Annotated in this window: 10 protein-coding genes, 2 pseudogenes and 3 other annotated features; of the genes and pseudogenes, 10 read left to right on the top strand and 2 right to left on the bottom strand. The window is 35.2% G+C overall.

Annotated elements, in window-relative coordinates:
• Together FS802_RS31495 and FS802_RS11360 are read left to right on the top strand one after the other, a co-directional pair.
• The coding region (locus FS802_RS31495) for a 3D domain-containing protein (RefSeq protein ID WP_260989065.1) at window positions 1–486 on the top strand (486 nt) is incomplete at its 5' end.
• Between the two features lie 224 nt (window positions 487–710).
• Window positions 711–1,385 (top strand): annotated as a pseudogene (locus FS802_RS11360) (hypothetical protein).
• 18 nt (window positions 1,386–1,403) lie between these two features.
• Here the strand turns inward: FS802_RS11360 and FS802_RS11355 are convergent.
• A complete protein-coding gene (locus tag FS802_RS11355; protein WP_098091664.1) occupies window positions 1,404–1,928 on the bottom strand; it encodes a kinase in 525 nt (174 codons plus the stop codon).
• A gap of 100 nt (window positions 1,929–2,028) precedes the next feature.
• Between FS802_RS11355 and FS802_RS11350 the strand changes: the two genes are divergently transcribed.
• The 3 genes and pseudogenes from FS802_RS11350 (at window position 2,029) to FS802_RS31485 (ending at window position 3,427) form a co-directional block, all read left to right on the top strand.
• Window positions 2,029–2,334, top strand: a complete 306-nt coding sequence (locus tag FS802_RS11350; RefSeq protein ID WP_098098168.1) for a YfzA family protein — start codon at window positions 2,029–2,031, stop codon at window positions 2,332–2,334.
• A gap of 13 nt (window positions 2,335–2,347) precedes the next feature.
• Window positions 2,348–2,881, top strand: a pseudogene (locus tag FS802_RS31490) (GNAT family N-acetyltransferase); the annotation flags it as partial.
• A 15-nt stretch (window positions 2,882–2,896) separates the two neighbouring features.
• Entirely contained in the window at window positions 2,897–3,427 is a 531-nt protein-coding gene (locus tag FS802_RS31485) for a cysteine hydrolase family protein (protein ID WP_255285499.1), read from the top strand.
• 170 nt (window positions 3,428–3,597) lie between these two features.
• On the opposite strand, the gene FS802_RS11335 is transcribed toward FS802_RS31485, so the two are convergent.
• Window positions 3,598–4,041: a YndM family protein gene (locus FS802_RS11335; protein ID WP_001013097.1), complete on the bottom strand. Its 444-nt coding sequence runs from the start codon at window positions 4,039–4,041 to the stop codon at window positions 3,598–3,600.
• 181 nt (window positions 4,042–4,222) lie between these two features.
• Here FS802_RS11335 and FS802_RS11330 point away from each other — a divergent pair, with 181 nt between their 5' ends.
• From FS802_RS11330 to tyrA, 5 genes are all read left to right on the top strand, one after another.
• On the top strand, window positions 4,223–7,702 hold the full coding sequence (locus tag FS802_RS11330) for a DUF4020 domain-containing protein (protein WP_186367213.1): 3,480 nt from the start codon (window positions 4,223–4,225) through the stop codon (window positions 7,700–7,702).
• Between the two features lie 107 nt (window positions 7,703–7,809).
• Window positions 7,810–8,046, top strand: a binding site (T-box leader).
• Window positions 8,047–8,100: 54 nt separating this feature from the next.
• Window positions 8,101–8,336: a binding site (T-box leader), on the top strand.
• A gap of 194 nt (window positions 8,337–8,530) precedes the next feature.
• Entirely contained in the window at window positions 8,531–9,607 is a 1,077-nt protein-coding gene (locus tag FS802_RS11325) for a bifunctional 3-deoxy-7-phosphoheptulonate synthase/chorismate mutase (RefSeq protein WP_001273578.1), read from the top strand.
• A gap of 9 nt (window positions 9,608–9,616) precedes the next feature.
• Window positions 9,617–9,836 (top strand) — a binding site (T-box leader).
• 53 nt (window positions 9,837–9,889) lie between these two features.
• On the top strand, window positions 9,890–11,062 hold the full coding sequence (aroC, locus tag FS802_RS11320; protein ID WP_001269422.1) for a chorismate synthase: 1,173 nt from the start codon (window positions 9,890–9,892) through the stop codon (window positions 11,060–11,062).
• 18 nt (window positions 11,063–11,080) lie between these two features.
• Window positions 11,081–12,181, top strand: a complete 1,101-nt coding sequence (gene hisC / locus FS802_RS11315; RefSeq protein WP_070168902.1) for a histidinol-phosphate transaminase — start codon at window positions 11,081–11,083, stop codon at window positions 12,179–12,181.
• Window positions 12,174–13,274 carry a prephenate dehydrogenase gene (gene tyrA, locus FS802_RS11310; protein ID WP_001228147.1) on the top strand — a complete coding sequence of 367 codons (1,101 nt, stop codon included), beginning with the start codon at window positions 12,174–12,176 and terminating at the stop codon, window positions 13,272–13,274. Before hisC ends, tyrA begins: the two co-directional genes overlap by 8 nt.
• Window positions 13,275–13,287 lie beyond the last annotated feature (13 nt).

Raw genomic sequence — 13,287 nt, 5'->3', positions numbered from 1 at the left:
AAAGCCCAAGAAATAGCGAAGGCAAAAGAAGAAGCAAAAGCCCAAGAAATAGCGAAGGCAAAAGAAGAAGCAAAAGCTCAAGAAATAGCAAAAGCAAAAGAAGAAGCAAAAGCCCAAGAAATAGCAAAAGCTAAGGAAGAGGCCAAAGCAAAAGAAGAGTCTAAAAATAACAAGCAGGCTGCTAAGCGTGAATTAACGGTAGTAGCGACTGCATATACTGCTGATCCAAGTGAAAATGGTACATATGGTGGACGCGTTTTAACTGCGATGGGGCATGATTTAACGTCTAATCCGAATATGAGAATTATCGCAGTGGATCCGAAAGTAATCCCATTAGGATCTAAAGTATGGGTAGAAGGTTATGGAGAAGCTATCGCAGGTGATACTGGAAGTGCCATTAAAGGAAATCGTATTGATGTTTTAATGGGTTCAAAAAGTAAAGCTATGAATTGGGGAAGGCAAACTGTTAAAGTTAAAATTTTATAATAAATTTAGTTAACTAGATGGAAGTCAGTTCTCTTTATTGAGGCTGGCTTTTATTTTTGAATAAATATGATTGATTTATGGAAAGAAAAAGTAAATTTATTATAAATCATTTACTATGTACTTTTACTCGTAATAGTGTAATTAAGTTTAAAGTATAGGTGTATTCTAGTGTTAGTTTTATTTATAATGAATTGGATTAGATTTATTTAAAGCGAGGATAGAATATGACAACAGAATTATATGGCGCACATTGCAATGAGTTGAAAGGGTATAGGGTAGTGGAAGGGAAAGAGGCCTATAATCATTACTTTGGTGGTGAAGATTGTAATTTACCATTGTGTAAGTTATGTGGTGAGAATCTGCATCAAATTCTCTGTTTTGATTTAAAAGATGAGAGGATTGCTGAACTTAAAAGTAGTGAGCTAGACATTCTGCCTTTAGTTTCATGCTTGAACTGCGCGATGGTGTGGGGTCCACAATATTTCCAGCTAAGTGATGGAGGTAAGACAGTTCAAATCATACAGCAGTAAAATACAGAAGAATGGATAATGGAAGAGGAATATAAGTTACCAGTTTCATTACCAAAAACAACGGTAAAGCTTATAAATATGAAAAATGATGATATACCTATAGATGAAGATAGTTACTGGGAAGCTTTTGACTTGTTCGGTTCTGAATATGTATGTAGATTATTAGGGGCACAATTATATGGTGATCTTCCAGAGAATTTGGCGTGTCCAACTTGTTCTAAAGAGATGAAGTATGTTGCTACAATTACACAAGATATCGAAGAACGTGGACTAATTTCAGTAGTTGATTTCCAGTTTGGGGAAATGAATATATACTATTATTTATGTAAAGATTGTTCAATTATAAAAACTGAAATACAAAGTACATAACAAGACTAACATATTATGTTAGTCTTGTTTTTTGATTGCAACATCAGTAAGAATCGCATCAAATATATCTTTTTGCGTGAAGTTATCTGTAAAAATAGTTTCTCTAGTAACTTCAATTGTATCGTGCGGATTATACCATTTTTGTAGGGAATCCTCACCAAATTCATGCCGTTTGTCCCTTGTAGTATGTCGTCGAATCGTTTCTTTTAACGATAAATCAAAGTAATATGTATAGACGTTTCCTTCAAAAAAATGTATTAATTCTTTCAACATTTCACCGTATCTACGACTGTTTAAAATGCCTTCTAAAATAACAAATTCACATTTTCCTTTTCCGTATTTTGTAATTTCAAATAGTAAATCATGTGATAAATTACCCATCGTATCATGTACCCTAAGCATATCTCTACGTACAACATCTTGTGATACTAAAAGTGTACCTTTTCCGAAATGTTCTTGTAGTTGCTTTGCGATTGTTGTTTTACCACTTGCGGAGTTTCCTCTAAGAATGATTAATGTTGATTTAAGGATAGGATTAGACATAATGTATTCCCCCAGCACGAATGATTATATAGAAAATTTTAACAAATAAACCGTGAAAAGTGTATAATTAATAGGATGGAAGTAAAAAGGTGGGAGCTAGATGGAACATAAATTAAATAAGGCGCAGCCGATTTTGAAACGGACATGGTTTCGCTATCTAGGGGCATTTATTATTGTTCAATTGTTGTTTATTATTTGTGAGGTTACTGGATGGGCACCAAATTTTAAACCAAGTGGGGAATTTTTAAGTAGAATTTTACATTCCAAATTTTTTACGGAATGGTTCACTCCATATGAAATCCCTCATTTTAATTTGTTTACTGCTCTTTTTGCGGTTACATTGTTACCATACGCACTAATAGGTGCAATGAAAGATTTTAAAAAAAGGAAAAATATAAATAATTAAAAAGAGGTACTATATGCTATTTCAAAAAGATAATGTATCAGTTAGGTACGTAATAGAAGAGGATGCAACAACTATTTCAAAATGGTTAACAGACCCAGAAGTCTTGCGGTATTACGAAGGACGAGATAATCCGCAATCTGTAGAAATGGTACTGAATCATTTTATACATAATCCAAATAGTCATGAAAAAAGATGTTTAATAGAGTTTGATGCCGTTCCAATTGGTTACATACAAATGTACCCAATTGATTCTGAGTGGAAAACATTATATGGCTATGAAGAATTACAAAATGTATGGGGAATGGATCAATTTATCGGAGAGCCGACTTATTGGGGAAAAGGAATTGGAACGAAAATCGTTCAGGCAGCAATTACATATATTATGGAGAACACGGGAGCAGAAGCAATCGCAATGGATCCGAAAGTAAATAATGAACGTGCGATAAAATGTTATGAAAAATGCGGCTTTAAAAAAGTGAAGATATTAAAGGAACATGAGCTGCATGAGGGGAAATTAGAAGATTGTTGGATGATAGAATACAAACAAAGGGAGCTGCGCGAAATGAAAAAAGCTTTAATAGTAATTGATGTGCAAGCAGGTATGTATACAGCAGGAATACCAGTACATAATGGGGAAAAGTTTTTAGAAATATTGCAAGAGCTTATTGGGGAATGTCGTTCAAATGATATTCCAGTTATTTATGTACAACATAATGGGCCAAAAGATCATCCGTTAGAAAAAGGTACAGCTGGTTGGAAAGTGCATGAGGCAGTTGCCCCGCAAGAAGGGGACAGTATCATTGAAAAGACGACGCCAGATTCATTCCATAAGACGAACTTAAATGAAGTATTACAAGAAAAAGGAATTGAACACGTTATTATTTCAGGGATGCAAACAGAGTACTGTGTGGACACGACAACGCGAAGAGCGTTTAGTGAAGGGTATAAAGTAACGTTAGTGAGTGATGCACATAGTACGTTTAATACAGAAGTGTTACGTGCTGAAGACATTGTAAAGCATCATAATGTAGTGTTTGGAGCGTTTGCTAATGTTGTTCCGTTAAAAGATTTGAAAGTGACTGCCTCTAAATAAGAGGCAGTTTTTTTATTGTAAGAAATAGTTTCAAATATTGCTGGTAAGTCGATATTCTTTGTCGAAACGTCGATATATTTGAAAAATCGTTCATATAATTTCACGTACCATAATGAAAACAAAATAAAGGAGCACCACATAATTAAAAAGGGCGCTCCTGCATCAAAATGTCATTTCTTCTTATTCTTATCTTTATCCAATACATTCTGTTCTTCAGCAAATTCCGTACCATATGCAAAGCGGCGATTAATATGAATGTTATCATTGTTATGCCTTGTGTGTGAGTTAGAAAAGCGATGAACGATTACTTCAGATAATGTAAAGACAGTAGCGGAAAGGAAACTACCCCATGCAATTTGCATGTAATTGTCTAATAAAATATTACCGAAAATCCATACGCTTAAATACGTTAGTAAGAAATCCGACATAATGGCACCGGTATTGCCTATTCGGTTTAATATGATTTTATCGACGAACATATAGGATACGATTGTAACAAAGAGACTAAATGAAATAATTTGGACGAACGTTGCAGGGAAAAATAAAGCGAGTCCGATACTAAATGCGATAATGCACGATATAAACTTAATAAGAACTACAGTAAAACCATTCAATATTTACACCTCCGATTTATACATAGTTTTACAATAAATTTAGGAGTTCATACATTGTAACAAATATATTTACATAAAACTTTTTCACGTTCGATTTTTGTCTAAATATTAAAAAAACAAAGAAAAAAATGTTATAGTAAAATGAGAGTATATGACATTTTTAGGTAAGGGGGAATCCATGATGTGGATTACTTCAGAAGTAGAAATTCCAGAGGAGTTAATTGATCATCTTGAACAAGGAAAGTTAGTACTATTTGTTGGAGCGGGAGTTTCTATGAAAGGGAAATCAAACTTACCGAATTTTGATGATCTAGTTGATGAGATTGCGAAAACGTTATATGTAGAAACGCGTGAAATAACAGAACCTCATGATTATTATCTTGGTAAAATTGCGAAAACAAAAGATATACATCAAGTTGCAAGAGATTTAGTTCATATTGAAAAATCAAAGCCGAATCCTCTTCATTATGCGATTCCGAGATTGTTTCCTTTAGATACGGAAGTCCGCATTGTAACGACAAATTTTGATCGGCATTTTACAACTGCGATGAAAGAAATGAATAGAGAATTAAACGTATATTACGCACCTGCGTTACCTACAGGTAGAGCGTTTAAAGGACTCGCCTACATACATGGCAATATAGAACAAGAGAAAGAAGCATTAATATTAACAGATGGTGATTTTGGAAGGGCTTACTTGACGGAAGGATGGGCAAGAAGATTTTTAGTTGATTTATTCTCGAATTATACCGTTTTATTCGTTGGATATAGCCATAATGACCCAGTAATGAAATATTTAGCAACTGGTTTACCACCAAGTACAAGGCGTTATGCATTTGTTGCGCAAGGGGAAAATACGTACCATTGGGAGCATTTAGGAATACGGCCGATTGTATACCCGAATAAAGGTAATAATCATCAATCTCTTGTTAAAGCAGTGAAGCGATGGGCGGAATTAATGGGAGATAATTATATTACAAAACGAATGCGGATTCGTGACATAGTAACAGTTCCACCGTCAGTAGAGCAGGAACAATTATCATACATAAAACAATCCATAAAAAAAATTGAAACAGTCCGCTACTTTGTTGAATTTGCTCATGATTATGAATGGGTGGAATGGCTTGAAGCAGAAGGGAAATTACAAAATTTATTTTTAGTTACATCAAACGATAATGAGGTAGATGAATTACTTGCAGAATGGTTGGTGGAACAATTTCTTTTTAGTCATCAAAAAGAATTATTTCAATTAATTTTTAAAAATCATTCTAAACTATCTCCGTTATTATGGAGAACAATTTGTAGCTACTTAAACGAAACGAAAATTAAAATGGACCCGTTGTTGTTTGCAAGATGGACACTTCTTTTACTAGAAACAGCTGAAAAAGATAGTAAATCAATTGAAAAAATTTCTTACTTACTCCAAAAATGTTCTTTTCCTGAGCATAAAGAGATTGCTTTATTATTACTAACGTTTATTTTGGATGGAAAGCTTAAGTTAAAGCGGGAGAGAAAAGGGGGAAATGATACACAAGAATCAATAGAACTTGAGGAATCGAGTCGTTTACCAGTGTCTACATTTTCTTATGTGGAGCAAATTTGGAATGAGAAGATGAAACCTCATATTTCCTATTACGCCGTACCAATTATGATGATGGGAATAGAGAAGATGCGAATGTTATCACTACGACAAACGGCACTGAAAAAAAAGGATAAGGAAAATGTTGAAAAAGAGTTTCAGCAAAATGATCTTGCATTTTTAATTCAAATTGTAAAAGAGTGTTTAGCCTATTTGTGTGAAAATAATGAAAAAAAAGCAAATTATTATATTACAGAAATGATAGAAGCAAACAGCATGCTTCAGAACCGAATTGCAATTGATGCGATGAATAAAAATATATTCGTTAGCGCCGATGCCAAAATGAAATGGTTGTTACAGGAAGGACTTCTTTTAGATGTCACGTATAAACACGAAGTTTTTCAACTTATAAAAAATCATTTCGCAGTCTCTTTAGAAAAAACAAAGGAAGAGGTTATTCAAATTGTATTGAAGGACCTTGCAGAGGAGAGAGCATTTGATGCTTGTTTAGTTTTAGATTTATTATTCACTTGTGATTCGAATAGTCCATCTACAGCAAAAGGTTATGAGTTAATGAAGCAAAAACATCCTCACTTTCATTCTAATCGATATAGTGTACAAAAGAAAGAGACGGCAGAACAAAGTATTACTTGTAATGTAACTGCTGATGGATTATTGCAGTTGAAAGACGATGAAATTATGAAGCAAGTTCGTCAATTTTCTCAAGATGGTGTTTTTGAACAACGCCATTTTTTAGAGATGTTATCGAAAGCATGTAAGTTGAATACAGAATGGAGTATTTCATTTGCCTATCAATTAGTTGGTATGCACGAAATAAGTAATGAAGTATGGTTTGTTTGTATTAGAGAGTGGCGAAATAACCGAGGATTGACAAATGAACAAATCCAAAAAGTTATTCCGCTATTGCAGAAATTTGTTAGAAATACTGCTTTTCATTGGTTAATTAGTAGCTTTCTATATGAAATTAGTAATCGATTAGAAGAGTTAGAGGAAAATAGTATACGCAATGTGAAACGGTTTGCTTTTTCGGTATTCCCTCAAGTAATGAAAAGCGATACAGATTTTAAGCTTGGAAAACAAGATTTTTACAATGAATCGATCCAGCATCCAGTTGGGAAAATGACAGCTGTATTATTAAAACTGTTATCATATGATCATTTATACGATCGTAACGTGTATGAATATTTATTTTTATTTGAAGAACAAGTAAGAGTTAGTACAGAACGGACAAATTTTATGTTAGCTCGTTTAGTAGCAGATATTACATTTCTTTATCATATTGAGAAGCAATGGTGCCGAAAATATTTGTTACCGTACTTAGATTTAAAGCAGGAAAATGAGATTACGAAATATGCATGGGCAGGCTTATGTTACACGCAAATCAATTTACCTTTATTTACAGAGATGAAGCGATTTATTAAGTATGCGGTAGAACATTTGGAAGTATTACATCCGCATACGAGGGAAGCTTTCTTGAAATGGCTTAGTTTTGTATTTATTAAATGTGTACTGTATTGGGAGCAAAAAACAGATTGGTTATACCCGTTACTTATACAAGAAAATGAAGAAAATAAAATTAAATTTATGCAGTTTTTATGCTATTACGTAAAAACGCTAAGTGCAAAAGAACAACAAAAATTTTGGGCATCTTGGCTCAGTGTATTTTTGCGGGAGCGACCGAAAATGGGTGAAATCACAGCTAGAGAATATGTAATGCTTTTGCGTATTATTTTATTTATGGATGAAATAATAGAAAGAGGATTATCTATAATAAAAACATTTTCAGATGTGCTTGGAAAAGGGAATCAAACGGAGTTAAAACAGTTGTTTAATGAAATACTTGAAAAGACAGAGAGTATAAAAATGTATAAAGAATTGTATGCAAATGTATTTTTCACTTTACTACAAACGCTTCAGGAAGCTGATTTACTTGAAACTGAAATTATTCAAATAAAAGCAATATTAATCCAGTATGGATTAGAAAAATATGTATTAAATGCAATAGATAATGAGATAATTCGCATCGGAATTGTTATGGAGAATTTACAAGAAGAAATGTAGGACGGAAGTGGAATTTTAAAAAAAATATAAAAAGTTGTTGACAGTGTTTTGAAAAGCGTTCTATAATACGAATCATACTTATTCAATTTCAAAAACATTTGAATAAACAAAGTGCAATGAAGAGATCACAGTAGTGGTTAGTCTTACTGTAACAGAGAGCTGGTGGTTGGTGTGAACCAGTACAGGGATAATCATGAATTACAGTCTTGGAGCATCTTTTTCGTAGTAAAGATAGTATTGTCTTTATGAAGAAAAAGCGGTCAATTGATCGTTAACAGTGAAGAGAGGTAGACGGAAAGTTAGTCTACAACTAGGGTGGTACCGCGATAAATATCGTCCCTACTGATTTATTCAGTAGGGACTTTTTGTATTTTAGTGGTCTAACTTGAAAATTAAATATATATGCGTTGAAAGGAAAAGCAGTAGTTGTTGTTTCCCTGTAACAGAGAGCTGGTGGTTGGTGTGAACCAGTACAAAAACAAGAGCGAATTACAGTCCTAGAGCATCTTTTTCGTAGTAAAGATAGTATTGTCTTTATGAAGGGAAAGACGGTCAGATGATCGTTAACAATGAAGAGAGGTAGACGAAAGAAGTCTACAACTAGGGTGGTACCGCGATAAATATCGTCCCTACTGATTGGATCAGTAGGGATTTTTTGTACAAAAAAGTGGGTTTTTAACTAGTAGATAGTGTCCTTATAGTAAGTATTCGTTTAAAATAAGAAGAGGTATCGATTCCACTAAAATTTTGTATAATTTATCAGTTCAGAAAATAGAGAATTTTTCATTCTCTTACTATACTTTTAAAACATTAGAGGAGGATTTCCAAATGGCAAATCATGAATTAGATCAATTACGTAAACAAGTAGATGAAATTAACTTACAACTATTACACCTTTTAAACAAACGTGGTGAAATCGTTCAAAAAATTGGGGAGCAAAAGCAAGTACAAGGTACGAAACGTTTTGATCCAGTACGTGAGCGTGAAGTACTTGATATGATCGCAGAGCATAACGAAGGACCATTCGAAACGTCAACTGTCCAACATATTTTCAAAACAATCTTCAAAGCTAGCTTAGAATTACAAGAAGATGATAACCGTAAAGCATTACTAGTATCACGTAAAAAGAAACAAGAAAATACAATCGTTAATGTAAAAGGTGAATTGATTGGAAACGGAACACAAACGTTCATCATGGGACCTTGTGCGGTAGAAAGCTTAGAGCAAGTTCGCCAAGTAGGGCAAGCGATGAAAGACCAAGGTCTAAAATTAATGCGCGGTGGTGCTTTCAAACCGAGAACATCTCCATACGATTTCCAAGGTTTAGGAGTAGAAGGATTACAAATTTTACGCCAAGTAGCAGATGAGTTCGACTTAGCGATCATTAGTGAAATCTTAAATCCGAACGATGTTGAAATGGCGCTAGACTACGTTGATGTCATTCAAGTTGGCGCACGTAACATGCAAAACTTCGATTTATTACGAGCTGTAGGTAAAGTTAACAAACCAGTATTACTAAAACGTGGATTAGCAGCAACAATTGATGAGTTCATTAACGCAGCTGAGTACATCATTGCACAAGGTAACGACCAAATTATTCTATGTGAGCGTGGTATCCGCACATACGAAAGAGCGACACGTAACACATTAGACATTTCAGCAGTACCGATTTTAAAGAAAGAAACACATTTACCAGTAATCGTTGACGTAACGCATTCAACTGGACGCAGAGATTTATTATTACCAACAGCGAAAGCAGCACTTGCAATTGGCGCAGATGCGGTAATGGCTGAAGTACACCCAGACCCAGCGGTTGCATTATCAGATTCTGCACAACAAATGGATATTCCAGAATTCCATAGATTCATGGATGAGTTAAAAGGTTTCAAAAATAAATTATCTTAATTCCATATCATATATGCGCTGAAGAGGAAACAGTAGTGCTTATCTCACTGTTAAAGAGAGCTGATGGTCGGTGTGAATCAGTACAAAGATAAGCATGAATTACAGCCTTGGAGCATCTTTTCCGCCAACTTTTGGAGGGAAAGACGGTCAAACGATCGTTACAGAAGAAGAGAGGTAGACGATAGTTGTCTACAACTAGGGTGGTACCGCGATAAACATCGTCCCTACTGAGCGCTCAGTAGGGACTTTTTTGTACAAAAAAATAGTAAAGGGGCAAGAGAAATGAGATACATTACAGCTGGAGAATCACATGGACCGCAGTTAACAGTTATTTTAGAAGGTGTACCAGCAGGTTTAACATTAACAGCGGAACATATTAATAAAGAATTATTAAGAAGACAAAAAGGGCACGGACGCGGAAGACGCATGCAAATAGAAACTGATACAGTTGAAATTGTAAGTGGTGTTCGTCATGGGATGACACTTGGCTCACCAATAACGTTAATCGTTAAAAATGATGATTTCAAACATTGGACGAAAGTAATGGGTGCAGAGCCAATTTCGGAAAAAGAAAGTAAAGATATGAAACGTACAATTACAAAACCACGTCCAGGACATGCGGATTTAAACGGCGCAATTAAATATGGACATCGTGATATAAGAAACGTACTAGAGCGCTCATCTGCAAGAGAAACAACAGTTCGTGTAGCTGCTGGTGCAGTTGCGAAACAAATTTTGAAAGAATTAGGCGTAGAAATTGCAGGGCATGTTCTTGAAATTGGTGGGGTACAAGCGAAACGAATTTCAAACTTACCAATAGAAGAAATTCAAACGATTACTGAAAATTCACCAGTTCGATGTTTAGATAAAGAAGTAGAACAAGAGATGATGGATGCGATAGATAACGCTAAAAGTAGTGGGGATTCAATCGGCGGTATTGTTGAAGTCATTGCAGAAGGTATGCCAATTGGCGTTGGTAGTTACGTTCATTACGATCGTAAATTAGATGCAAAACTTGCTGGTGCAATTATGAGTATTAATGCATTTAAAGGTGCTGAAATTGGCGTTGGTTTTGAAGCAGCAAGACAGCCAGGAAGTAAAGTGCACGATGAAATATTATGGGATGAAGAAAATGGATACACGAGAAAAACGAATAATGCCGGTGGTTTAGAAGGCGGTATGACAACAGGAATGCCAATTGTCGTAAGAGGTGTTATGAAGCCAATACCTACATTATATAAACCGTTAGCAAGTGTTGACATTGATACGAAAGAAGCATTCCAAGCGAGTATTGAAAGATCTGATAGTTGTGCAGTACCAGCAGCAGGTGTAGTAGCTGAATCTGTTGTAGCATGGGAACTTGCACATGCACTAGTCGAACAATTCGGAAAAGATCGTATGGATTTAATTCAGCAAAACATTACGCAACATAACAAATACGCAAAAGAATTTTAATAAAAAGGTGGTTTTAACATGCAAGTAAAAGATCAGCTATCATCATTACAACCATATAAACCAGGTAAATCACCTGAACAAATGAAAGAAGTGTACGGAGATCATTCATTTGTGAAATTAGCATCAAATGAAAATCCATTCGGCTGCTCACCACGTGTTTTAGATGAGTTGCAAAAATCGTGGTTGGAACATGCTTTATATCCTGACGGAGGTGCTACAACGCTCCGTCAAACAATTGCAGATAAGTTACATGTCCAAATGGAACAAATACTTTGCGGTAGTGGTTTAGACGAAGTCATTCAAATAATAAGCCGTGCAGTACTTAAAGCAGGAGATAACATCGTAACGGCTGGTGCAACATTCCCGCAGTACCGTCATCATGCAATTATTGAAGGTTGTGAAGTGAAAGAAATCCCTTTAAATAACGGTGTATACGATTTAGACGAAATTTCGTCAGCAATAAATAATAATACGAAAATCGTATGGATTTGTAATCCGAACAACCCGACAGGCACATATGTGAATGATCGAAATTTGACTCAATTTATTGAAGGTATTAGTGAAAATACGTTAATTGTCATTGATGAAGCGTACTATGAATACGTAACAGCAAAAGATTTCCCGGAGACATTACCGCTTTTAGAAAAACATAAAAATATTCTTGTACTTAGAACATTTTCTAAAGCGTACGGATTAGCTTCTTTCCGCGTTGGATATGCGATTGGACAAGAAGAGTTAATCGAGAAATTAAATGTCGTACGTTTGCCATTTAACGTATCTTCATTAGCGCAAAAAGCAGCGACGATTGCTTTTGGTGATAATGAGTTTATTGAAGAAATAGTTCGTGTGAATACAGAGGGATTACAACAATACGAGAGCTTTTGTAAGGAAAATGAAATTCCATTTTATCCATCGCAAACCAATTTTATCTTCTTGCCAGTTGAGAATGCTGGAGAGATTTATGAAGCTTGTGCACACGCAGGGTTTATTATACGTCCGTTCCCGAATGGTGTCCGTATTACAGTCGGAACAAGGGAGCAAAATGAAGGAGTGATTTCAGTGTTAAAACAACACTTTGAAAATAAAAAAAGAAAGTCTCGAGATGAGGCAAATGCGTAAAAAGGTAGTATTAATTGGAACAGGTTTAATAGGAGGCTCTCTCGCATTAGCAATTAAGAAAGAGCACGATGTAACGATAACAGGTTATGATATATTTCAAGAACAAGTAGAGCGTGCAAAAGAATTACACGTAGTAGATGAAGTAGCAGTAGATTTACAGCATGCATGTGAAGAGGCACATTTAATTGTGTTTGCTTCTCCAGTTGAAGAAACGAAGAAGTTATTACACAAATTAGCGTCATTTCATTTACGGGAAGATGTTATTGTAACAGATGTTGGTAGTACAAAAGGGACGATCATGAATGAAGCGGAAGCTTTATTTTCAAAGGAAGTTTCTTTCATTGGTGGACATCCGATGGCAGGTTCTCATAAAACGGGAGTTGAAAGTGCAAAAGCACATTTATTTGAAAATGCATTTTATATTTTAACGCCGATGAATCATGTGCCAAATGAACATGTGGAAGAACTAAAGCGTTGGTTACAAGGAACAGGATCTCATTTTCTCGTTCTAAATACAGAGGAACATGATTATGTAACAGGGATCGTTAGTCATTTTCCGCATCTTATCGCAGCTGGATTAGTAAAGCAAGTGGAGAAACATGCAGGAGATAATCCGCTCATTCATCAACTAGCTGCCGGAGGGTTTAAAGACATTACACGTATCGCATCTAGTAGCCCAAAAATGTGGAGTGATATTGTTAAGCAAAATCGCGAGCATTTAATGGTATTATTAAAAGAGTGGATCTCTGAAATGGAAGATTTATATGATACAGTTTCTACTGGAGATGCAGGCGAGATTCAAACCTATTTTGCAGACGCGAAAGAATACCGTGACTCTTTACCAGTACGAAAGAGAGGGGCAATTCCTGCCTATCACGACTTATACGTCGATGTTTTAGATAAAGTAGGGGCATTGGCTCATATTACGAGTATTTTGGCACGCGAAGAAATTAGTATTACGAACTTGCAAATATTAGAAGCGCGTGAAGGGTTGCTTGGGGTATTACGTATTAGCTTCCAAAGAGAAGAAGATCGTATGAAAGCAAAGCTAGCGCTTGGAGAAGAAAAATACCAAACTTATGAAACAATTTAAATGAGAAGGTGAA

Origin of the sequence: Bacillus sp. DE0042 (assembly GCF_007680225.1) — a bacterium.
GTDB classification, from domain to species: domain Bacteria; phylum Bacillota; class Bacilli; order Bacillales; family Bacillaceae_G; genus Bacillus_A; species Bacillus_A wiedmannii.
Note: the sequence above shows the minus strand (reverse complement) of the source record. Positions and strands in the feature narration are given on the sequence as shown.